Raw genomic sequence first — 21,126 nt, 5'->3', positions numbered from 1 at the left:
GGCACCTACGCACCAAAGCCGGCTGCCCCGCCGCCGCACCGAAACCGAGCCGACCAGGCCCCGGACGACCACCCGGACACCCCAACCGCCACCGAGCCGCCCGCCACGACGTCCACATCGTCACAGCTGCTACCAGCAACAAGCCGAACAGCAACACCAAGAAAACGAAGACCTCGAATAGCCCGAGGCCACGACGCAAGGGTTAAAGATCAAGTTAGTCGTGAAACAGCTACCCCTAAAACCATCGAAACCGCTGGCCAAGCTCGCCCACGACACCGTCGGCAACCCGCACTACTTCGACCTCGACCGCCTCGCTGGCCGACGTCTGGTAGCCGCCATCGCCGAACACACCGGCCAGCCCATACCAACCCGACCCGACCTCGTACGGGCGCTGCTGGCCGAATCCGGCATCGTGGCCGACCGGCTGTCGGCCACCGTGCTGCTGTTCAACGTCCACACCACCGGCGACGGACCCATCGACCGGCGGCTCCGCGACAGCCACACCCCCGTCGCCCTCACCCTGCTCGACCTACTGGACCAGCCGCCGACACTCGACGCGCAAGTCCTCACCGTCGTGGAGAACCCGTCCGTCCTGGAAGTCGCCTACCTCACCGGCTCCACACAGCCACTGGCCTGCACCAGCGGACAGCTACGCGCCGTCGACCACACTTTGTTCCGCCTCGCCGTGCACCACGGCGTTCATTTGCGCTACGCCGGCGACATCGATCACGCTGGCCAGCACATCGCCGCCATCGTCGCCGACACCTACGGTGCCGAACTGATCGCCATGGACGCCGCTACCGCCCTGCAAGCCCAGCAGCACCCACCAGCTGTCATGCTCGCCCCTGCCGTCCTGGCCGCCCCATTGGCGACCTATCAGGAGCACGACGTCGTGCTACACCGCATCCTTCGCTAACGCGTCAGGTCAACCGTACGACGACAGGCACTCACGATGCCCTTCCCCTCGTAGCGTGGAGGCCAGAGCTTGAGGGATAGAGGTTCATGGCTGAGACGAGACGGCAGTTCGATCCGGAGTTCCGGGCGGGCGCGGTGCGCATAGTGCGGGAGACGGGCAAGTCGATCGCGCAGGTTGCTCGTGACCTGGGGATCAACAGCGGGACCCTGGCTAACTGGGTGAAGAGGGACCGCGAGATTCGTGGTGAGGCCTCTGCCGGGCAGTTGGCCGAGGACGAGCGGTCGGAGCTGGCCTGGCTGCGGCGGGAGAACGCTGAGTTGGCGATGGAGCGTGATGTCCTCAAGCGATCCGTGGTCCTGTGGGTCAAGGAGGCGACGGGCCGGTGAGCGTGGCCGCTTTCATCGCTTCCCAGAGGACCGAGCATTCCGTGCCGCACGCGGTGGCCTGCCGGGCGTTGGGGGTGTCCGAGTCGTGGTTGTACAAGTGGCGGGACCGCCGCCGACCCGCCGCGGTGACCGGCGTGTCCGGCTGGCGGCGGCGGTCCGGAGGGTGTTCGACGACTCGGGCGGCGCCTACGGCAGCCCTCGTATCGGGATCGAGTTGCGCGAGCAGGGTTGGCGGGTGTCGGACAACACGATCGCGCAGGTCATGGCCGATGCCGGTCTGACCGCCCGGGTCGGGCGTCGCCGCCGGAGCCTGACCCGCCCAGGTACACGTCCGGCCGCGCCGGACCTGGTCAGAGGCAGGTTCACCGCGTCGGCGCCGGACCGCGTCTGGTGCGGCGACATGACCGAGATCCGCACCGACGAGGGCAAGCTCTACCTGGCCACTGTCATCGATCTGTACTCGCGTCGGATCCTCGGCTACGCGATGGGCGTCCACCACGACGCCGGGCTGGTCGTCGCAGCGCTGAACATGGCCGCCGTCACCCGAGGCGGCAAGGTCAACGGGGTGATCTTCCACAGCGACAGAGGCAGCGAATACGGTTCGGCCGACTTCGCCCGGACCTGCAACCGGTGGAAGGTACGCCAGTCGATGGGCCGGGTCGGATCGTGCTTCGACAACGCCGTCGCCGAGGCCACCTTCTCCACCATCAAGGTCGAGTACGTCCACCGCCATCAGTTCCGTACCCGCACCGAGGCCCGGCTGAAGATCGCCACCTGGATCACCGACTTCTACAACCGGCGTCGCCGGCACTCCGTCTGCGACTGGCGATCCCCCATCGACTACGAACGATCCGAGGCCTGCGCCATGGAGGCCCAGGCCGCATAACGACGCCCTCCACGATCCCAGGGGATTGACACATCGTGATCGCCCCGTAGCCGGCGAGAGCGGGGCCGTTCTTCGTCCGCGGGGTCACTCCCCAGCCGGCTTCACGCGGCAGGTGGATCAGCATCGTGAACCTCGTCGTCCGCTCAACCAGTGTCCCGATCGCGGAGCGCTGCAACCCGATGATCAGATCCCCTTCCCAGTGCCCGGGAACAGCACGGTCGGCAACTTCGGCGGGCCGTTCGCTGATCAGGGTGTCGCTGGTGACATGCGCCCACGCGCGTTGCTTCGCCCGTGCTCGGGGAACGCGAAGCGCGCGACCGGTTCGCAAGCAGGTGACCAGTTCGCGCTTGAGGGCGCCACGACTCTGGACGTAGAGCGCCTGGTAGATCGCCTCGTGGCTGATGCGCATGGACTCATCCTCCGGGAACTCGGCCCTGAGCCTGCGGGAGATCTGCTCCGGGCTCCACCCGGTCGTCCATGCCCGATCGGCCCGGTGGGGCTTGTTGCGGCCCTTCCACTGCGGGCCCTGGGGGGACCGGCCGGCCGTCCGCTGTCCGGATCACGCCCGCCAACCGTTGCTGGATGTACTCTCGCAGCCGCTCATTGGTCAGCAGCTTCGCGATCTTCGGCCGGCGGGCTCGACGCTCCGCATGCCACTGCGCGGTCGAGGCCTTGTAGTCCAACCGGTACGTCCTGGTCGAGGCGTTACGCCGCAACTCCCGCGAGATGGTCGACGGGTCCCGACCGACCTGGCGGGCGATCGCACGAACACCCAAGCCCTGCGCCCGCAACAGAGCGATGTCCTCTCGCTCACTGAACGACAGATAGCGGCCCGACACCGTCGGCGGCAACCCAGGATTCACGCCGCCAGCGTGCCGGAACCACCGGAACGCCACCGGCGACGACACACCCGCCGCCGCGGCCGCGTCCTCGGTCATCACACCGGACCGGATCGCAGCCCAGAACTTGACCCGGTCCTCACGCCACGCCACCGTCGGTCGTCCCGGCGAAGGCATCTGACCCCGATACTCCCGAACCCGCCTCTGCCCCGGCCCATAAGCCATCGCTCCACCTCTCCGACAAGGTGTTGCGACGACCGGTTGAATCCGCCCAGTACACCAGCGCCCAGTACGCCCGCCTCGCCAACCGCCACAAGGTGCTGCTGTCAGTCGGCGGGCGGGGTCAATGCTGGGACAACGCCGTCGCCGAATCGTTCTTCGCCACCATCAAGACCGAACTACTCCACCGGCGGCCGTGGCCGACCCGCGCCACCGCACGCGCGGCGATCTTTGACTGGATCGAGGGGTGGTACAACACCCGCCGCGGACCGCGGTCTACAACTGACGGCAACAGTGGACGGCCGGCGGCGTGCAGGCCCTGGCCTCGAAAGGGCCGTCCGGTAGCCGGTGTCGGCTCGACGACGCCCGGCTGCGGCGGCTGGCCGACGCCCTGGACGAAGGCCCGGCCGCGCATGGCTTCGGCGTCGATCAACGGTGGACGTTGGCCAGGGTGTCGGATCTGATCGCTCGGATGTTCCACACCCGGTACACCCTGCGCGGGACCGCGAACATCCTGTACCGGCTCGGTTTCTCGGTGCAGGTCCCGAAACACCGGGCGGTCGAACGCGAGGAAGCCGCGATCGAGGTGTGGCGGCGGGAGGTATGGCCGGCGGGAAAACGGTAGCGGCGCAGCGTGACGCGTGGATCTGTTTCGAGGACGAAGCCGGTCAGACGCTGCGCCCACCGAAAGCCCGCACCTGGGGCCGGCGCGGACGCACACCGGTGATCCCGGTGTCCGGTAAGGGATCCGGCAGGGTCTCGATCGCTGGGCTGAGCTGCTACCAGCCCGGCCGGCGGTCCCGGTTCATCTACCGCACGATCGTGCACCGTCGCCGTAAAGGCGAACGGCGCAGCTTCAGCGAACGCGACTACATCAGCCTGCTGAATACCGCGCACCAGCAACTCGGCCGCCCCGCTCGTGGTCATCTGGGACAACCTCAATGTGCACATCAGCGCCGAGATGCGACAGATGATCACCGCCCGGGACTGGCTACACGTCATCCGGCTACCCGCCTACCCCCCGACCTCAATCCGGTCGAAGCGGTGTGGTCCCACCTGAAACGCAGCATCGGCAACCTCGCCATCAACGGCGTCGAGCACCTCCAGGCGATCATCAAGAACCGCCTCAAGAGCATTCAATACCGCACCGACCTACTCGACAGCTTCCTCACCACACCGGCCTGACCCTCGAACCCGACACAACCTGACCATTCAAGGTCTGTATTCCCGCAGGCCAGCCCGCAAGGTAGCGTGAAATCAACTCATCGACCCTGTCCGCCAAACCGGGTCAACCCCAATCTGTAGCGAGTCCGCAAGGTTATCCACGCTGTGCTTCGCTGCATCGCCGCAGTTGTGGACGAGTCCGGGGTGTTGCCGGCGATCACATAGTACGCGTGGGCGTCGGAGACGATGAGATTCTGCGGTCTTGTGATCGAGGAAGTTGTGGACCTTGCCCACGGTCACCAACTCGCCAGCGAGGTCCTCGGCCACTACGTTGAATGGCGCAACCACTCGTTCCGGAGCTGACGGTGCTGTGTGTTCCTCACGGTGACGAGCTTCCCGCCCTTGGTGCGCTGCCTTTTCAGCCCGAACAACTCCATCGTCTACCGGGTTGCCCGGGGACGACGAATGCCCTCAAGAGACACGCCCGCCAGAGTGGCTGACGGGCGTGTCTCTTGAGGTGCCTATTGGGACCGGACTGAGTACATCACCCCTCGTCCGCTGGCTTTTCGATTGCCGTCCAGGAGAGCAGGGCCCCGTCGGAGGGGTCCACCAGGATCACGTGAACGATAGAATCGACCTTCAGCGACCCGATCGCCACTCGCCCCGACTTCCGTTCCAGAGCGACCATAAAGCCCTCAAACCCGTGAAGAATCAAACCCTGGGTATTGGCAATCTCACCTCTAACGCGGTACGTGGGGACGACATCAGATACGGGAGCCACCGCGAAGCGAATTTCTTGCCCGACAAGATCGCCAATCTCCACCTGCATCCCGGACCTTGCCGCCACAGCTTGTATGGAAGCCGCCAGCTCTTGATCGATTGTGCGCCCTGTTTCCATTGACACCACCTCTACCGACTAGCCCACGTGATAGTGCCGTTGAACGTTCACGGTACCCTTTATCAACACTTCACTTTCCCCCCACTTATCCCAGCCCATAAATGCCATGTCGATGATTGGCCCCGTACCACGGCGCACCATGAGGACAACGCCTCTGCCAGAAAGCCTAGTCGCATGCCGCTCGGCAGTCGCCCTGTTGGAAGTCCATGATGTGAAGATGCTGTCCGTATTGCCATCATTGTGAAGCATCGGATCATTGTGACCACCTACCGGCGTCACGGTGCCGCCATGTTGCGACGCATACGAGCGATGGTTCTCATCGACTCCCCGGAAAAACCACTCGCCCTCGTTCTCCGGCGGCCCACCATCGCCACAGTTGTGGACCAGTACCGGCGTGTCGCCGGCTATCACATAGTAGGTGTGGACGTCGGCGACTGTAAGGTCGCGCATGATCTCTGCGCCGAGGAAGTTGTGGACCTTTGCCACCGTCGCCGGGGCGCCCGACGGTGCCTTCAACTCTTCGGTTGCCTGGAGGTCGGCCGCATTTACCCACGCGTTGCGGCTTGCGCTCCAAAACGGATGATGCTGTGTCGTCTTTAAGGATGTCTCGCAACTGGGTGATGGCGTTGCCGGTCAACGGTGCCGGTGTCACCCGAGCAGGATGATGTTGTGGAGGTGGGCGATGCCGGAAGCGGTGTCGGTCAATGTGTGGGCGGCGCGCCGGTAGTCGCGCAGGATCTTGAAGGTCTTCATGCGGGCCAGGGCGTGTTCGACCTGCGCCCGGATCTTGCGGTGGTGCTTGTTCAGGTCCTTCTTCCAGTCGGGTGGTTCGCTGCCGTCGGTGGGTTTGCGGTACGGGATGATCACTTCGGGGTTGCCGCGGTAGGCGCCGTCGGCCATGACCGGCCGTCCGGCCAGCTTCTGGTCGATGCCGCTGGCGCGGTAGACGATGGTGTCGTTGCGGTTGCCGGGTTGCGGGTCGCCGAGGGCGACGACGAGGCGGGTGTGGGCGTCGATGGCGACCTGCAGGTTCGCCGAGTAGCGGTAGTTCTTGCTCGGGGCGGCCAGCCGGTGGTCCCGGGTCGGGATCAGAGTGCCGTCGACGATCGCGATCTGTTCGACCCGACGCCGGCGGACCGGGGCCAGCAGGGGGCCGAGGGTGTCGATGACCCGGTGGGCGGCGGAGTGCGACACCCCGAACAGCGGACCGATCTGCCGCATGGTCAGGTTCGTGCGCCAGTACACGGCCACCAGCAGCACCCGGTCTGCGAGGTCGAGCGACCACTGCCGGCCCGGCCGCCCGTCAGCGATCGTGTCCCCGCCGCGTTCGGCGACCAGCCTGACCAGCCTGCGGAACTGGGCGGGCTGCAGCCCGGTGAACGGAAAGATCCACTCCGGGCGAGCTGCCGTGATCACCTGCACCACAACATGATCCACCATGGACCCGCCACCGAGTTACGAGACATCCTTTAGATTCTGTCTTGCGCATCATGAGTCTCGCTCGTCAAGCCTGGTATGGCGCGAGATGATCTCACGAACCACGAGCGGGCTGTGCTGGCACCGTTGTTGCCGGCACAGCCCGTACGAGGTGGCCGGTGGCGGGATCACCGGCAGGTCATCAACGAGATCTGCCGGGTGAAACGCACCGGACCCCTGACGAGCTAGACCCGCCGGCCGGACCCGGGCCGGGCGGTCCGGATCAGGGGCGGAGGCCGCTGAAGGAAGGCCGCCGCCGGGCTGCGCCACGTCGGGCCACTCGCACTCACCGTCGCCGGCGGCCGGCGGGGCGTCGAGCAGGGCGGCGCGGCGCAGGTGCCCCGAGGCACGGGCGCGGATCGCGGCGAGGGCGGCCTCGGCCGCCGGGCTGCGCCGGCCCGGCCGCACGGCGGCCTGGTCCCGCTCGTCCTCGGCGGCGCGGACCTGGTCGCGCCGCTCGCGCTGCGCGGCGGCCTGCGTCGCGGCCAGGACCCGCTGGTGGCGGGTGTGCCGGGCCGCCGGGTGCGGCCGGGCGTCCGGCCCGCCAGCTGGGACGACCGAGCCCGGACACTCCTTGATCATCAACGTTTGTTGACGGATGATCTCCCTATCAACTAAAGTTGATGACATGGTTGAGGTTCCACCACCCGAGGACCCCGAGGCCGCACTGGCCGCGGTCGTGGCGCTGCGACGCCTCGCCAACCAGCTGGAGCGTGCCGCGGTCGACCACGCGCTGCGGCAGGGGTGGACCTGGGCCCACATCGGCCAGACGCTTGGCATCAGCGCCCAGGCTGCCCACAAGAAACTCGCCCAGAAGATCGCACAGGAGAAGGACGACACGTGAGGCTTCCCCGCGCCATCCAGGACATGCGCACCATCAAGACGCTGCTGACCGCCGCGGAGGCCGTGGCGCAGCAGGCCGGAGACAACCTACCCGGCCCCGAGCACCTCCTGCTGGCGGCGTTCGACCTGCCCGACGGCACGGCCCGGCGGGTGTTCGAGCGGGCCGGCGCCGACCCGGCCGGGTTCCGGGCGGCGGTCGACGAGGCGCACCGGCAGGCGATGCACGACATCGGCGTCCACGTCGCCAGCGCCGGCCTGCCGCTGCCGGCGGCCGCCCCGGCCGGTGGGATCTACCGGCTGACCGCTCCCGGGCAGGAGGTCTTCCAGGCCGCGGTGCAGCTCGCGAAGGCCGGTCGGCGGTCACCGCTGCGCGGGGCGCATGTCGTCGCCGCGGTCGCCGACCAGGAACGCGGCACCGTCGCCCGGGTGTTGAAGACACTCGGCGTCGACCGTGGCGCGCTGAGTGCCGCCGCCGGTGAGGTCCTCACCGGGCGCTGAGACTGGCCCCCCCCAACGGAACAGACCGCGACATTCGCGACGGCCCATCCTGCACTGCCCGAAACTTCCAAGTTGGCGCCAGCAGATGAGGACGCAGGCGAGGTGGAGGAAGGCTTGGTGGATGTCGTCGCGGATCTCTGAACGGATGCGTGGGCGGCGGAACCAGTGCAGCCGGTGGTCCCCGGTAGGACCGTCACCTTCGGCCGGAGAGCCGCAGCACTGCACCCTCGTCGAGGTGGCCAGGGCTTCGCTCGCCGACGCTGACGGATTCCGGCAACAGCGCCGCGTATGCCTTTTCCAACTGGTCCTGGCAGGTGGCGTGGTCCTCGGCCACCACGATGGCATGCCCGAGCCGGCCGCCGAACCGGTCGACCGAAGCGTCCGGCGTCGTCCACAGTGACTCGACACCGTCGGGCAGCTGAGCGGGTGGGCTCGCGGGCAGGGTAGCCCCGACGGCGTCACCGTAGCGGAAGATGATTCCGGCGGTACGCCGCCGGGTGTGTCGCAGCCGCGGTTGTCTCCCGAGCGCGGTGTCGACCGCCGCCTCGACCAGGTCGACGCCGGTGGCCAAGGGCACCAGCCGGGAGATCAGGTCGCCACCGAGCCGGGCGTTGAGCCCGACCAGCCGGGGGCCGTCGGCGGTCAACCGCACCTCGGTGTGGGTGACGCCCTCGCACAGCCCGAGCGCGGCGTGGGCGGCATCGATGGCACGGCGTACCAGTGCCAGGTGCTCGGCCTGCTGGGGAACCGAGACCAGCCGGCTGGCCGTGGCGAGCCCGGGCTCGGGGCCAGGGTACCGGTTCCCGGCCGCGACCACATGCAACCGGCCGCTGCGTACCAACACTGACTCGACGCTGATCTGCGGCCCGTCCAGATACTCCTCCACCAGAGCGCCGTCGGCGCCAGCCGCCCCGGCGTAGGCGCGGGCCAGATCCGCCGGACTGCGGGCCAGCCGCACCCCGGTGCCGCCGGTCGCCGAGCGCGGCTTGACCACGACCGGGTACCCCAGCTCGACGGCGGCGCGATGGGCTTGCACCTCGTCGGTGACCAGGACTGCTTGAGCCGACGGCACACCGGCCGCGGCCCACACCTGGTGCATCCGGTGCTTGTCCCGGCATGCGCGGGCCGACGGTACGGGGTGGCCGGGCAGCCGCAGCGCACTGGTGGTGGCCGCGGCGGTTTCGATCCAGGCCTCCGTCCAGGTCAGTACCGCCTCGACGGACTCTCTCCGGGCCAGCTGTAGCACGGAGGTCAGGTCGTCAGCGGCGATCCGGTGTACGGCGCCGGCGTAGCGGCTTTCCCAGGTCACCGGAGACTCCTGGGCGAGCACTACGTCGTGCTCGGCAGCCACCGAGGCAAGCATGTGCTCGCGGTCCGGGTCATGTCCGCTACCGAGGATCAGGATTTTGGGCATGATGGGTCCTTCCATCGCGAGAGCGTCCGGGCGGTGCTGACGACCGACCGGACGGTGGTGTCGGCCGGTGCCGGTATCCGAGGTGGTGCGGAGGCTCCTGCCGTCGCGAATCGGGCCGGAGCCTCCTGGTTCATCGACCCGCGGCGGGTCGGTGGGCCTCCCCGCGTGCGAGAAGGTTCATTCTTGGAGTTGCGAGGCGAGCAGGTCGACGTACGCTCCGCCGGCTGCCACCAGTTCCTCGTGGGTTCCGGTTTCGATCACGCGTGCGCCGGACAACATGACGATCCGGTCGGCGGTCCTGATGGTGGAGAGCCGATGGGCGATGATCAGTGTGGTGCGGCCGTTTCGGGCTTCGTGCATCGCCTGATTGACCGCCTGTTCGCTCGCAGCGTCGAGGTTCGACACCGCCTCGTCCATGACCAGGATGGGTGCGTTCTTGAGCAGCGCCCGGGCGATGGCGATCCGTTGCCGCTGGCCGCCGGACATGAGCGCGCCGAGCTCACCGGCGACGGTGTCGTAACCGTCCGGCAGTGTCGTGATGAACTCGTGGGCTTGGGCGGCCCGGGCCGCGGCCTCGACCTCTTCGTCGGTGGCGTCGGCACGGCCGAGGCGGATGTTGTCGCGCAGGCTGGTGTTGAACAGGAAGGTGTTCTGCGGCACCAGCGTCATGAGGCGGCGAAGGTCTTCCTGTAGGAAGTCGCGAACGTCGTGTCCGCCCACGGAGACCGATCCGGCGGTGACGTCCCAGAACCTCAGCAGCAGGTTGGCGCAGGTCGACTTCCCCGCGCCGGAGTGCCCCACCAATGCGACGGTCTCGCCAGGACGGATCTCGAAACTGACATCCCGCGCCGCGGGGGCGAGGTCGCTGCGGTAGGCGAAGGTGACGGCGTCGAAGCGGACATGCGGCACGATCGGGCCCTCGGGCGACTGGTGGACCAGATCCGAGACAGGTGCGGGCGCGTCGAGCAGCGTGTTGATGCGGTCCGCTGATGAGGCCACCACGGACAACTCGCGCGCGACCTCGGTCACCTTCAGCACCGGCAGCATCGCCATCGCGGCGAGTACGACGGCGACCGGAAAGAGAGCGCGGTCGAGTTCGCCCGCGACGACGAGCCACGCGCCGAGGACCAGCACTACGAGAATTCCCAGGAGGGCGATGGTGTCCGTGGCGGCGTACTCGATGCCGCTACGGCGTCCGTGCGCGGACTTCGCTGCAGCCAGCCGGACGCTCTGTTCGCGGAGCAGCCCGAGCCGCTGCGAGTGTGCGCCGAAGTTCACCAGCTCGCGGAGTCCCTGGAAGGTATCGGTGTTGTCGGCGCTCATCTGGCTGAGAGAGTCGCGTAGCTCGTGTCCGTGTCGTTCGGCCTGGCGCCGCAACCATGCCGGGACTGAGGCGAGCAGCACCAGCACCGGAACCAGGACGCAGGCCAGCGACCAATGAAACCAGCCGAGTGCGACGGTGGTGGCCACCGGAACTGTCGACGCGACAGCCAGTGGGCTGAGCGTGTGGGCGAAGAACACCTCGATCTGTTCGACGTCGGCGACAGCGGCGGAGCCGAGGTCGCCGGAACGCCGTTCGAGCATGTAGCCGGGCGAGAGTCGTTCGAAGGCGGTATACACCTTCGCCCGCGTGTCGGCCAGTGCGCGAAAGGCGGCGATGTGGGCGTAGGTGCTGTCGGCGATGCTCAGGACGACCAGCGGCACGATGAGGACACCGAGCGCGATCAGCCAGTTGGTGAGCTCGTTCAGCGGGGCTCCCGTAGCGGCCTGTGCCACCACGTACGCGCCGATTCCGGATGAGGCGAGCAGGAGTAGTTGGTGCAGCGCACCGGCTAGATAGGCCACCAGGATGAGCCAACGGTGCTGGCCCAGGAGGGGTACCAGACTCCTCAGCCTGACGATCAGCGACCGGCCGTCCTGATTTCCGATGCTGTGTTCGTGCTCGTGGGTGTGAAGGTGGGTGTGGACAGTCGAGGTCATGCGAGCGCACCAGCCTGGGTAGCGACGAGTTCGGCGTAGACGCCCTTACGTGCCACCAGGTCGGGGTGGCTGCCGAGTTCGACCACCCGGCCGGACTCCATCACCACGATCCGGTCGGCGTCGCGCACCGTGGAGAGCCGGTGCGCGATAATGATCGTCGTCCGGCCGCGGGTCAGGTCACCGAGAGCCTGGGTGATCTCCGCCTCGTTGGCAGCATCGATGCTCGATGTCGGCTCGTCGAGCACGAGCACGGGAGCGTCCTTGAGAAGCGCACGCGCGATCGCAATGCGCTGACGCTCGCCGCCGGACAATTTGAGACCGCGATCGCCGACGACCGTGTCGAACCCCTGGGGCAGGCTGGCAATGAAGTCGGCCGCCTGCGCCGCGGTCACCGCACGATGGATCTCCTCGTTGGTGGCGTCCGGTTTGGCCAGCAGTAGGTTGTCGCGAACCGTGCCGTGGAACAGGTAGGTGTCCTGTGCCACCACGCCGATCATTGATCGCAGGTTGAGCAAGGGGAACTCCCGAATGTCGCGGTCATCGATGTGGATGGACCCCGTTTCGGCGTCGAAGTAGCGCATGAGCAGCGCGATGATGGTGCTCTTACCCGCACCCGAGCGGCCCACGACGGCCACCCGTTCGCCCGGCGCTATCACCAGGTTGAACCCGTCCAGCGCCGGCGCCCGCCGGGTCGGGTAGCAGAATCGGAGATCGCGGAACTCCAGCCCGGGAGGGTCGCTTCGCAATGCCGGTGCCGATGTCACGGTGTCTTTCACCACCGGTTCCAGATTCAGCACGTCGGCAACCGCGCGTCCGGCTGGGATGGCGTAGTAGGCCGAATGGTAGGCCGCTTCCAGTTCGTTCATGGGCCGGAAGGTCTCGCGGGTGAGTATCAGAATCGTGAACAATCCCGCGACGCTCACCGAGCCGGTGGCTGCGTGCCAGGCACCCAGACCCACCGCGGCCGTGGTGCCGATCGGCACCATCAGCGCGCTGACGCTCGAGGTACCGCACCAGGCCACCATCAGCCCGATGGAGTCACGGCAGAACGCCTCACCTCGCTCGATCAACTCCCGGCCGCGCCGGCCACTGGCGTTGAACGCCTTGAGCGTCGCCATCCCTTGCACGGCGTCCAGACTCTCGGAGTACATGCTCCGATAGGACACCATCCAACGGCTGCCGCGTTCCCTGATCGACTTTTCCCCGGCCAGCTTGGACAACGGCGCAAGCAGCGCACACGCAAGCACGACCGTACCGACCACCGGGTCGACCGCTATCACGTACATCGAAGCGAGGCAGGACCCCAGCACCGACGCCAGCACCGTCGGCACGAACCGGCCCAGCAGCGGATCAAGCAACTCCACCGAGTCCACGAGCGTCGACTGCAGATCACCGGTGCGCATCCGCTGTGCCTGCCCGGGCCCGATTTCCATCAGCTTCAGCGTCAGTCCTTCACGCACCGCCTCCTTCACCCGCGCCGACACCCGCGGGGCCCACGAATCTCGCACCACGAGCAACACGATCCGAAGCAATTGCAGTACGCCGATCACGGCCAGTGGCGCCAGCAGGCCGCCGATATCAGCCGACGAGAAGACCGTGGACAGTAGGTCCGCGATCATCAGGCCCTGGCCGACATAGGTCGCTGTCACCAGCAACATCAGCCCGGCCAGGCCGGTGACCTCCACCCATGACCGCGGACGCAGGCCCAGGAACAACTTTACCGTCGACCACACGCCGACCCCTCCACACTGATGAACTCGCCGACAGCAGGAGACCGGACCGAGAGGCGTTGCCCGAACGATGCCACTGCGCGCCGGCTCCTGCTGTCGCTGACCATAACGGAAAAGGTTATCGTTTCAGACGAAACGTTGGCGGATGATCGGCCACCCCCACGGTGAACGCCGGCGGTTCAGCGCACCCGTGCGGATGTCTTCCTGGCCCGGCCGGCCGGGGCGCAGCGCAGCATCGAAGCGAGCCGGTCGACGACCTGCGCGTCGAACAAGCCGTTGGCTGCCATCCACTCGTCGTTGAACACGGTGTCGAGATACTTCTCACCGCCGTCGCACACCAGCGCGACGATGGTGGTCTCCGGCCCTACGCTCTGCGCTCGCTCCAGCGCCTTGTAGACCACGCCGCCCGCCGAGCCGCCGACGAGGATGCCAAAATTCCGGGCAAGATACCGACAGGTTTCGAAGGCTTCCGAGTCGCTGACCTTGATCCCCTCGTCGATCAGGCGGTAATCGAGGGTGTCGCAGATCTCCGAGACCACCGGCGTCCCGGTGCCGGACTGGTGGTATGGCGCCTCTACCCCGCCGAAGTTGACGGAGCCCACCGGCTCGACACCGATGATCTTCAGATCCGGGATGCGCTCCCGCAGGACACGGCCGGTGCCGCAGAGCGATCCGCCGGTACCGACTGCCCCGTACAGGTAGTGGATTCCATCGCCCACATCGTCGTACAACTCGCGGGCAAGTGGCCGGTAACCGTTCGGGTTTCCCGGGTTGCTGTCCTGTGAGGTGCAGTACGCGCCATGCTCGGCCGCGAGTCGACGAGCCGTGGCGTAGCGCTTCGCGGTGGCCAGTCCGTCGTCATCTCCACCGACATTGAGCAGCTCGGCACCGTAGGCAAGCATGCCGCGCAGCTTGTCGACGCTGGAGTGATTGTCCACCACAGCGGTGAACTTGTACCCGCGTTCGGCGGCGATGAGCGCCAGGCCGATCCCGGTGTTGCCGGAGGTGGCCTCGACCAGCCACCCGCCAGGGGCGAGCAGTCCCTGTTCCTCGGCCTCGTCCACCATGTTCCTGGCCATCCGAATCTTGGCGGTACCTGTGGGGTTGTACTGCTCCATCTTGAGCAGGACGGTTCCCGCCCCGTCCGGTACCGACAATCTGAGCAGCGGCGTCCGCCCGACCAGATCGGATACTCTGTCGCTGATCATTGCTCACCCTTCGCACAGATTTGCATCAGACAGCGCAGGAAGACGTCGTTGTCCTCGGGAAGCGACAATGAGGCTCGGATGAAGTTCTCGTATCCCGGCTCACGCCAGGCCTTGACGACGATCCCGACGCGGTGCAACTCCTGGGCCACCCAGTCGGAGCGGCGCCCCGTGTCGATGAACACGAAGTTGGCCGACGATGGTGCTACGCGGAAGTCCGCTGCGCGCAACTGGTCCGTGACCCGGGCGATCTCGAGGCCGGTCCGGCGGACGGTCTCCGCCAGGTGCGCATGGTCACCGAGCGCGGCGATGGCCGCGTCTTGGGCCAGCTGGTTGACGTTGTAGGGCGCGCGAACCCGGTCCAGTGCCTGGACCAGGGCGGCGTCGGAAGCGACGCCGTACCCCACCCGGATACCCGCCAGGCCGTACGCCTTGGAGAAGGTGCGCAAGACGATCCACGGCCGGTCCTGCTCGCGCAGCACCGCCAGCCCGTCGGGGTAGCCCCGGTTGGGCCGGGCGAACTCGCAGTACGCCTCGTCGAGCACCAGCAGGGCCGACTCCGGGGTGTCGGCCACGACGCGCTCCAGCTCGCCGACGCTGAGCATCGCGCCGGTCGGATTGCAGGGATTGGCGAGGAAGACCATTTTCGGGCCCGCGGCCAGCGCGTCACGCCAGGCGGACACGTCGAACCCGAACTCCGCGGTGACCGGGACCTTCTCGACCCGGCCGCCCACCATGCGGGGAAAGATCTCGTGCAGGCTGAACCCGGGTGCCTGGGTGGTCACCAGGTCGCCCGGATCGAGTACCGCCTGGCACAGCAACTCCAGGACGTTCTCCGAACCGTTGCCGAGAATGACACGCTCGGCAGGCACCGCCAGGCTCTCCCCGATGGCCTCCGCCAGTCGTTTGCCGGTGGGGTCGGGATAGCGGGAAATTCCGGTGGTCAGGCGCAGGCGCACCGCCTCGGTCACCGCCGGGGAGACGCCGAACGGGCTCTCGTTGTTGGACAGCTTGATGACGTGGGCGACGCCGCTGAGGGCGGCAACCGCATCCGGGTCGGCGCCGGGATCGTAGGCGGGCAGGCCCGCCACCACCCGGCGCACCAAGGATGCCGAGGTTGCCGGCGCGATGGCACCGGCCTCGACCGGGCTCACCAGAAGTCGACCCGCTGTCCGCGCCCGGCTGCCAGGGCGAGGTCGGCGATGTACCGGCCCAGCGCGGCGTCGGTGACCGCCATGCCGCTGTTGTAGGCGAAGACCACATCGCCGGGATCGCGCCGAGCCGGTGTCCGGCCGAGCAGGATGTCGGGCAGTTCGCCGTCGATCGGGGGCAGGCTGCCGTCCGGGCCTCGCAGTTTGCCGCAGGTGACCTGCATCTGCGTGATGTCGGTGGCGATTCGGTAGTCGGCGCCGTGGAAGACGTCGTGCACGCCGTAGCCGAGCAGCACGGAAATCGATCCTGGTTTCACCCAATCCCGCTGGACCACCTTCGTCACGGACAGACCGGACGCGCCGATCAGGATGTCCGCTTCGCCCGCGGCTTTCTGGAGGTCGTCCACGATCTCGACCTCGCGGCCCTCGACACTGTCCTGAACGGCCCGCAGACCGTCGGGATAGGTGCCGCACACCTGCAACCGCTCCAGCTCCGGAAGCGCCGCGACCAGCATCGGCAGGGCCATCTGCCCCTGGACGCCGGTGCCGATGACCAGGGCGCTGCGAGCATCAGGGCAGGCCGCACGGGCGAACAACGCGCTGCTGGCCGACGACCGCAACGGCCCCAGTTTCACCACGTCCATCAGTGCGATGGGCGTCCCGGTGGTGTCGTCGGCGATGAAGATGAACGAGTGGAACCGGTAGTCATCGCGTCGGCGGCTCGGGTCGAACTCGTAGACGGCCTTGAAACACACGGTGCTGGTGCCGCCGTCCCGGGCCACCATCGAGTAGCTGAGCGAGTGATCGTCCGGGTCCTCGATGACCGTCTTCACCGGGTTGTTCGACCCGTTCTCCCGCAGAGCGCGGTAGGCGCCCTCGACGACATCGAGCACCTGCCGATAGTCGAAGTTCAGCCCTTCCTGCTCCGACTGCGGCAACAACCACAGCTGTCCGGGCGCGGCGTAGCTCTGTGACATGCGAGGTTCTCCTTCGTTTCGAGGCGGCTCAGATTCCGTCCAGTCGCCAGCGCGGTGATCCGTCACCGAGCCGGAGGACCGCTTTCAATGGCAGCGCGGTGTCGTGGAACCGGGATTCGAGGAAGTCCGAGTGGTAGCCGGCGGTGTTGAGGTAGACCAGGTGGTCACCGGGGCGTACCGGCCGGGGGAACCTGATCTTCCGCCAGGTCACCATGTCGTTCTCCAGACAGGTCGAGCCGGCGACGCAGGCCGGGAACTCCTCGTCGGCAACGGACTGAGCGGAGAGCAGAACGGGGTCCGGGAGGTAGTCGGTGTTGAACCACTGTTCGCAGAGGCTCAGGCTGTTGCCCGCGACGGTGGCGATCGCGTACCCGTCGGTGTCCCGCCGGTCTTCGACCTGTTGCACGCGGAACACGGTGAAGCCGGCCTGGTCCAACAGCGAGCGGCCCGGCTCGACGACGAAGCGGATGCCGGTGCGTACTGCCTTCGCCGACAGGCTCTCGTTGCCGTCGACGGGATGGTTCATGATCGTGCGCGCGGCCTGGGTGGTGGGCAGTCCTCCGTACGGATAGAAGTGCAGGCCCCTGGAGGTCTTGGTCCCGTGGTAGTGGGCCGGCTCGTTCTGCTGAAGGAACTCGTCCCAAAGCTGCGGATCGACGTAGCGCATGGGTAGACCGCCGCCGATGTTGACCAGATCGGCCGACTGCGCGCCGCGCCGCCTGGCGTCGAGGCAGTGCTCGATCATCTCGTTAGCCGCCATTGCCCGTTCCTCCGGCGAGTAACCGTTCAGGTGGAACGAGAATCCGCGGAGGCTCACGTGCTCGACGAGCTCCGAACACTGATCGACTGCCGCGTCACGTTCGGCTGCGGCCATGCCGAAGCGACTCCCCGGCTGGCTCCCGGTCCGAGCACGCAGTAGCACCCTGACCCGTCGATGCGCGAGCCGCGCGGTGGCGGCCAGCCGGCGCAGTTCGCTGATCGAGTCGACGGCGACCAGGCAGTCGTGCTGGACCGCGAGGGTGTGCAGAGTGTCGTCCTTCTCCGGGCCGGAGATGCCGATCCGATGTCCGGGCACGCCGCCGGCCAGGGCTTTGACCAGTTCGGCGGTACTGGCGGCATCGACCCCGACCCCGACCGCGGCGGCCGACCGGACGAAACAGTCGGCCTTGTTCGCCTTCTTGGCGAACAGGATGTCGACGTCGGTGCCCGTCTCGGCGAACGCCTGCCGAAGGGCTGCGATGTTCTCCTCGAAGACCTCCGGCAGCACGACGTGCAGTGGTGATCCCAGGCCGTCCAGGAGTTCGGCAAGCAGGGCTCGGTGGCCGTCCAGAAGCGTGGAGACCGTGGGATGCCGAAGGGCGGTGAGTGTGAAGGGCTGCACTCCGGTCAGCAGCGTTCTAGTTACTGATTGCGACGTGGTCACCCCGCTATGTCTACTGGACTTGATAACCATGTGCAATAGCTGATCGACCTAGATCGCTCCCCTATCGTGACCTCACGACGTGATCATCGTGGACGGGTCCACCCCGCCGTGACCCTTCGCTGCGCCCGCGCGGGCTGCTAGCCTGCCACTAATGGGAACGAAAACGGGTATCAAAGTCATGACCGCTGCGGCGATGCTGGTCCTCGCGGGGTGTTCGAGCGGCGAGTCCCCCGGCGCGTCCGCTCCGGCGGCGTCAACGGAGCCGGGTGGGACGAGCTACCCGCTCACCATGAAGAACTGCGGCACCGACGTGACCTTCGAGGCGGCACCGCAGCGGGCCGTCACGCTGAATCAGACGGCAGCCGAGATCCTCATCAAACTCGGCGTGGGCGACCGGGTCGTCGGATCGGGTTACGAGATCTACAGGCCACCGGCCGACCTGGCCGAGCAGTATGGGAAGATCCCGCTCCTGTCCCCGCGCGGACAGCCAATCAAGCACGAGAAGCTGCTGGAGGCACAGCCGGAGTTCGTCTACACCAACTTCGGGAGCTTCCTCACCGCGGCGCAGGCCGGCGACCGGAAGCAGCTGCACGACCTGGGCGTGCCGACCTACATCACCGAACTCGACTGCACCCTGCACGCCAGCGTGGCGGGCGCGAACTTCGACATGCTTTATCAGGAGTACCGCGATCTGGCCAAGATCTTCAACGTCCCGGCCGCGGGGGAGAAGCTGGCGACCGAACAGAAAGCCCTGGTGGAGAAGGCGTTGGGTGCCGCCGAGAATCGGGACACCCCGCTGAAGGTGTTGTGGTTCTACTCCACCTACGCCGGCACTCCCTGGGCAGCCGGTCCCGGCGGTCTGCCGCAGCACATCTCCGACCTCGTCGGGGTCGAGAACATCTTCGACGACGCGTCGGCCAAGTGGGCCGAGGTGAGCTGGGACGAGGTCGCCGCCCGCAATCCCGACGTCATCATCCTGGCCGATCTGACCAGGGGCGAGCCCAACGACACCGCGGCAGAGAAGATCGACCTACTCAAGAAGGACCCGCTCACCAGCAAGCTCGGCGCGGTGACAGGCGACCGGTTCATCACCATCCCCGGCGCCCAGATGGACCCCTCCCACGGCAGTGTGTACATCGTTCCCGCCCTGGTCGACGGCCTGAACAAGTTCCGGTGAGCAGCCGACAGACATGCGAACGAACCTAAGCACGACCGCCGGGCGCGCCGCGAGCTCGAGCATGGGCCATGAGACGGCTCCGCCGCGTCTGCGGCGCGCCCCGGCGGCTGTCGTCTTCCTCCTGGCCGCAGCCGGGCTACTGGTGTCGATCGTCGCAGCGTCCCTGTTCGGGAGCGCGAACATCGACCACCTCGATGTCGTCTCCACGATCCTGCGGCATGTCGGCCTGGGCGAGCTCTCCCCGACCCCGCCGCTGCCAAGACTGCTGGACGCCCTGATCTGGGAGTCACGCTTCCCGCGCGTGCTGCTGTCCGCCGCCGTCGGCGCGGCACTGGCAGTATCGGGTGCGGTGCTGCAAGCCATCACCAGGAATCCCCTGGCCGACCCCTACCTGCTGGGGGTCTCCTCCGGGGCCTCGACCGGCGCGGTAGCCGTTCTCCTGCTGGGTATCGGCGGAGGCATCTCCCTCTCCACCGGAGCCTTCGTCGGTGGTCTGGTCGCTTTCGGCCTGCTGCTGCTACTGCTCGGCGGGGGGCGCGTCGCCAGCCCCACCCGGGTGGTGCTCACCGGCGTGCTCGTGTCCCAGTTCTTCGCCGCGGTCACCTCGCTCATCCTCATGATCAACGGAGATGCGAACTCCACCCGCGGCTTCACCTACTGGCTGCTCGGCACATTCTCGGGCGCCAGATGGGAGGGGGTGACCTCCACCGTCGTCATCATTCTCATCGGTGTGCTCGCCATCCAGTTCTTCGCACCGGCCCTGGACGCCTTCACGTTCGGCTGGGACTCCGCCGCCGCCCTGGGAGTCAATGTCACAGTGGTCCGCATCTGGCTGATGGTACTGACCTCTCTCATCACAGCGGCCGCCGTGGCAGCCTCCGGCGCGATCGGATTTGTCGGGCTGCTGGTCCCGCACGCCATTCGCATCCTGGTCAGCCCGATGCACCGCTCGCTGCTTCCCCTGTCCGCGGTCGTCGGCGCCATCCTGCTCATCTGGGTGGACACGTTCGCCCGGACCGCGTTCACGCCCCACGAACTACCCGCCGGCGTCATCACCGCGCTTCTCGGTGCGCCGGCCTTCGCGCTGGTCCTCAAGCGTCTGGAGTCCTGATGGGCCGCATCAACGCCACCGATCTCTCCTGGTCGGTCAAGGGCCACCGGCTGCTGGACAACATCGAGATGGCGGCCCACGACGGGAAGATCGTCGGCCTGCTCGGCCCCAACGGCTCGGGCAAGTCGACCCTGCTGCGCCTGCTCGCCGGATTGCGCCGCTCCGACACAGGCATCGTCCGATACGACGACACCAGCCTGCGCGATCTGAGCCGCCGTGTACTCGCCCGGCGGCTCGCCGTCGTCGAGCAGGACGTGACCGCCCACAACCATGTCAGCGTCCGGCAGGTCGTCGAGCTCGGCCGCACACCGTTCCGTGGTCGCTTCGACGCGCTGACCGAGCACGATCAGCGGATCATCGATGCGGCACTGGAACGGGTCGGTATCACCGACAGGCAGCGCCAGAGCTGGCACACCCTGTCGGGAGGGGAGAAACAACGAACTCAACTCGCCCGTGCCCTCGCTCAGGAGCCTCAGGAGATCCTGCTCGACGAACCCACCAATCATCTCGACATCCGCTATCAGCTCGAACTGCTCGAACTGCTGGGATCACTGAAGGTCACCTGCGTCGTCGCCCTACACGACCTCAACCTCGCTGCACGCTATTGCCACCACGTCGTCGTCCTGGACCACGGGCAGGTGGTCGCCGCCGGCACACCCGAGGCGGTGCTCACCACCGAACTGATCAAGTCGGTCTACGGCGTGGAGGTACTCGTCGACCGTGAGCCCACCGCGGGCACTCTCCGCATCACCTACCTGGCTGCTACCGCCCCGCGAACGGCTGACGCGACAGCCATCGCGGGTCGACGTCATCCGTGACTGGAGAACGATACA

22 protein-coding genes and 2 pseudogenes are annotated in these 21,126 nt (G+C 67.3%); 11 read left to right on the top strand and 13 right to left on the bottom strand.

Annotated features, from left to right (window positions below; translation table 11 throughout):
- The first annotated feature begins 220 nt into the window (after window positions 1–220).
- The 3 genes from E1258_RS05520 to E1258_RS05510 all read left to right on the top strand — a co-directional run bounded on the left by E1258_RS05520 (window position 221) and on the right by E1258_RS05510 (window position 2,188).
- Window positions 221–916 carry a DUF2399 domain-containing protein gene (locus tag E1258_RS05520; protein ID WP_243715214.1) on the top strand — a complete coding sequence of 232 codons (696 nt, stop codon included), beginning with the start codon at window positions 221–223 and terminating at the stop codon, window positions 914–916.
- A gap of 86 nt (window positions 917–1,002) precedes the next feature.
- Window positions 1,003–1,302: a transposase gene (locus E1258_RS05515; protein ID WP_132397401.1), complete on the top strand. Its 300-nt coding sequence runs from the start codon at window positions 1,003–1,005 to the stop codon at window positions 1,300–1,302.
- 85 nt (window positions 1,303–1,387) lie between these two features.
- Window positions 1,388–2,188 carry an IS3 family transposase gene (locus E1258_RS05510; RefSeq protein ID WP_207919422.1) on the top strand — a complete coding sequence of 267 codons (801 nt, stop codon included), beginning with the start codon at window positions 1,388–1,390 and terminating at the stop codon, window positions 2,186–2,188.
- A gap of 22 nt (window positions 2,189–2,210) precedes the next feature.
- Here E1258_RS05510 and E1258_RS05505 read toward each other — a convergent pair.
- Window positions 2,211–3,252 (bottom strand): annotated as a pseudogene (locus E1258_RS05505) (IS30 family transposase); the annotation flags it as partial.
- A gap of 20 nt (window positions 3,253–3,272) precedes the next feature.
- Here E1258_RS05505 and E1258_RS35725 point away from each other — a divergent pair.
- The 3 genes from E1258_RS35725 to E1258_RS34440 are packed head-to-tail and all read left to right on the top strand — an operon-like array spanning window position 3,273 to window position 4,431.
- Window positions 3,273–3,710, top strand: coding sequence for an integrase core domain-containing protein (locus E1258_RS35725; protein ID WP_132397399.1), 438 nt, complete (start codon window positions 3,273–3,275; stop codon window positions 3,708–3,710).
- A gap of 8 nt (window positions 3,711–3,718) precedes the next feature.
- Window positions 3,719–3,871 (top strand): winged helix-turn-helix domain-containing protein, encoded by a 153-nt coding sequence (locus E1258_RS05495; RefSeq protein ID WP_132397397.1) that lies wholly within the window; start codon window positions 3,719–3,721, stop codon window positions 3,869–3,871.
- Window positions 3,850–4,431, top strand: a complete 582-nt coding sequence (locus tag E1258_RS34440; protein WP_243715211.1) for a transposase — start codon at window positions 3,850–3,852, stop codon at window positions 4,429–4,431. The genes E1258_RS05495 and E1258_RS34440 overlap by 22 nt, the downstream gene beginning before the upstream one ends.
- 523 nt (window positions 4,432–4,954) lie before the next feature.
- Here E1258_RS34440 and E1258_RS05485 read toward each other — a convergent pair.
- From E1258_RS05485 to E1258_RS35715, 5 genes and pseudogenes are all read right to left on the bottom strand, one after another.
- The gene (locus E1258_RS05485; protein ID WP_132397395.1) at window positions 4,955–5,308 is read right to left on the bottom strand and encodes a hypothetical protein; all 354 of its coding nucleotides are present in this window, start codon (window positions 5,306–5,308) and stop codon (window positions 4,955–4,957) included.
- 18 nt (window positions 5,309–5,326) lie between these two features.
- Entirely contained in the window at window positions 5,327–5,758 is a 432-nt protein-coding gene (locus E1258_RS05480; RefSeq protein WP_243715217.1) for a hypothetical protein, read from the bottom strand.
- A pseudogene (locus tag E1258_RS35720) lies at window positions 5,744–5,854 on the bottom strand (hypothetical protein); the annotation flags it as partial. The gene E1258_RS05480 and the pseudogene E1258_RS35720, both read right to left, overlap by 15 nt.
- 102 nt (window positions 5,855–5,956) lie before the next feature.
- Window positions 5,957–6,730, bottom strand: coding sequence for a transposase family protein (locus E1258_RS05475; RefSeq protein WP_132397411.1), 774 nt, complete (start codon window positions 6,728–6,730; stop codon window positions 5,957–5,959).
- A 66-nt stretch (window positions 6,731–6,796) separates the two neighbouring features.
- Entirely contained in the window at window positions 6,797–7,366 is a 570-nt protein-coding gene (locus E1258_RS35715) for a hypothetical protein (RefSeq protein WP_165949648.1), read from the bottom strand.
- 46 nt (window positions 7,367–7,412) lie between these two features.
- Here E1258_RS35715 and E1258_RS05465 point away from each other — a divergent pair, with 46 nt between their 5' ends.
- Together E1258_RS05465 and E1258_RS05460 are read left to right on the top strand one after the other, a co-directional pair.
- Window positions 7,413–7,628, top strand: a complete 216-nt coding sequence (locus E1258_RS05465; protein WP_132397391.1) for a helix-turn-helix domain-containing protein — start codon at window positions 7,413–7,415, stop codon at window positions 7,626–7,628.
- On the top strand, window positions 7,625–8,125 hold the full coding sequence (locus E1258_RS05460; RefSeq protein ID WP_165949647.1) for a Clp protease N-terminal domain-containing protein: 501 nt from the start codon (window positions 7,625–7,627) through the stop codon (window positions 8,123–8,125). Before E1258_RS05465 ends, E1258_RS05460 begins: the two co-directional genes overlap by 4 nt.
- Window positions 8,126–8,318: 193 nt before the next feature.
- Here E1258_RS05460 and E1258_RS05450 read toward each other — a convergent pair whose 3' ends face one another.
- The 7 genes from E1258_RS05450 to E1258_RS05420 all read right to left on the bottom strand — a co-directional run bounded on the left by E1258_RS05450 (window position 8,319) and on the right by E1258_RS05420 (window position 18,005).
- On the bottom strand, window positions 8,319–9,539 hold the full coding sequence (locus E1258_RS05450) for an acetyl-CoA carboxylase biotin carboxylase subunit family protein (RefSeq protein ID WP_165949646.1): 1,221 nt from the start codon (window positions 9,537–9,539) through the stop codon (window positions 8,319–8,321).
- Window positions 9,540–9,716: 177 nt separating this feature from the next.
- Window positions 9,717–11,519, bottom strand: coding sequence for an ABC transporter ATP-binding protein (locus tag E1258_RS05445; RefSeq protein ID WP_132397385.1), 1,803 nt, complete (start codon window positions 11,517–11,519; stop codon window positions 9,717–9,719).
- Entirely contained in the window at window positions 11,516–13,204 is a 1,689-nt protein-coding gene (locus E1258_RS05440) for an ABC transporter ATP-binding protein (protein WP_132397383.1), read from the bottom strand. Before E1258_RS05440 ends, E1258_RS05445 begins: the two co-directional genes overlap by 4 nt.
- 224 nt (window positions 13,205–13,428) lie before the next feature.
- The gene (locus E1258_RS05435) at window positions 13,429–14,457 is read right to left on the bottom strand and encodes a PLP-dependent cysteine synthase family protein (protein WP_132397381.1); all 1,029 of its coding nucleotides are present in this window, start codon (window positions 14,455–14,457) and stop codon (window positions 13,429–13,431) included.
- The gene (gene hisC / locus E1258_RS05430; protein ID WP_207919421.1) at window positions 14,454–15,608 is read right to left on the bottom strand and encodes a histidinol-phosphate transaminase; all 1,155 of its coding nucleotides are present in this window, start codon (window positions 15,606–15,608) and stop codon (window positions 14,454–14,456) included. Before hisC ends, E1258_RS05435 begins: the two co-directional genes overlap by 4 nt.
- Window positions 15,605–16,582 (bottom strand): ornithine cyclodeaminase, encoded by a 978-nt coding sequence (locus E1258_RS05425; protein WP_132397379.1) that lies wholly within the window; start codon window positions 16,580–16,582, stop codon window positions 15,605–15,607. Before E1258_RS05425 ends, hisC begins: the two co-directional genes overlap by 4 nt.
- Before the next feature lie 28 nt (window positions 16,583–16,610).
- A complete protein-coding gene (locus E1258_RS05420; protein WP_207919420.1) occupies window positions 16,611–18,005 on the bottom strand; it encodes an alanine racemase in 1,395 nt (464 codons plus the stop codon).
- 151 nt (window positions 18,006–18,156) lie between these two features.
- On the opposite strand from E1258_RS05420, the gene E1258_RS05415 reads away from it, so the two are divergent.
- From E1258_RS05415 to E1258_RS05405, 3 genes are all read left to right on the top strand, one after another.
- Window positions 18,157–19,182: an ABC transporter substrate-binding protein gene (locus E1258_RS05415; RefSeq protein ID WP_243715210.1), complete on the top strand. Its 1,026-nt coding sequence runs from the start codon at window positions 18,157–18,159 to the stop codon at window positions 19,180–19,182.
- Window positions 19,183–19,243: 61 nt separating this feature from the next.
- Entirely contained in the window at window positions 19,244–20,293 is a 1,050-nt protein-coding gene (locus E1258_RS05410) for an iron ABC transporter permease (protein ID WP_132397377.1), read from the top strand.
- The gene (locus E1258_RS05405) at window positions 20,293–21,111 is read left to right on the top strand and encodes an ABC transporter ATP-binding protein (RefSeq protein WP_132397375.1); all 819 of its coding nucleotides are present in this window, start codon (window positions 20,293–20,295) and stop codon (window positions 21,109–21,111) included. Before E1258_RS05410 ends, E1258_RS05405 begins: the two co-directional genes overlap by 1 nt.
- Window positions 21,112–21,126: the final 15 nt, after the last annotated feature.

Source organism: Micromonospora sp. KC207, from assembly GCF_004348615.1.
Classification (GTDB): domain Bacteria; phylum Actinomycetota; class Actinomycetes; order Mycobacteriales; family Micromonosporaceae; genus Micromonospora.
The sequence above is the reverse complement of the archived record's forward strand: the minus strand, read 5'-3'. Positions and strand labels throughout refer to the sequence as shown.

Coding starts and splice junctions, on each gene's coding strand:
- E1258_RS34440 (WP_243715211.1), top strand. CDS start 3,850: ATGGCCGGCGGGAAAACGGTAGCGGCGCAGCGTGACGCGTGGATCTGT.
- E1258_RS35715 (WP_165949648.1), bottom strand. CDS start 7,366: ATGATCAAGGAGTGTCCGGGCTCGGTCGTCCCAGCTGGCGGGCCGGAC.
- E1258_RS05435 (WP_132397381.1), bottom strand. CDS start 14,457: ATGATCAGCGACAGAGTATCCGATCTGGTCGGGCGGACGCCGCTGCTC.
- E1258_RS05480 (WP_243715217.1), bottom strand. CDS start 5,758: ATGCGCGACCTTACAGTCGCCGACGTCCACACCTACTATGTGATAGCC.
- E1258_RS05445 (WP_132397385.1), bottom strand. CDS start 11,519: ATGACCTCGACTGTCCACACCCACCTTCACACCCACGAGCACGAACAC.
- E1258_RS05495 (WP_132397397.1), top strand. CDS start 3,719: ATGTTCCACACCCGGTACACCCTGCGCGGGACCGCGAACATCCTGTAC.
- E1258_RS05425 (WP_132397379.1), bottom strand. CDS start 16,582: ATGTCACAGAGCTACGCCGCGCCCGGACAGCTGTGGTTGTTGCCGCAG.
- E1258_RS05405 (WP_132397375.1), top strand. CDS start 20,293: ATGGGCCGCATCAACGCCACCGATCTCTCCTGGTCGGTCAAGGGCCAC.
- E1258_RS05415 (WP_243715210.1), top strand. CDS start 18,157: ATGGGAACGAAAACGGGTATCAAAGTCATGACCGCTGCGGCGATGCTG.
- E1258_RS05515 (WP_132397401.1), top strand. CDS start 1,003: ATGGCTGAGACGAGACGGCAGTTCGATCCGGAGTTCCGGGCGGGCGCG.
- E1258_RS05465 (WP_132397391.1), top strand. CDS start 7,413: ATGGTTGAGGTTCCACCACCCGAGGACCCCGAGGCCGCACTGGCCGCG.
- E1258_RS05450 (WP_165949646.1), bottom strand. CDS start 9,539: ATGCCCAAAATCCTGATCCTCGGTAGCGGACATGACCCGGACCGCGAG.
- E1258_RS05485 (WP_132397395.1), bottom strand. CDS start 5,308: ATGGAAACAGGGCGCACAATCGATCAAGAGCTGGCGGCTTCCATACAA.
- E1258_RS05410 (WP_132397377.1), top strand. CDS start 19,244: ATGGGCCATGAGACGGCTCCGCCGCGTCTGCGGCGCGCCCCGGCGGCT.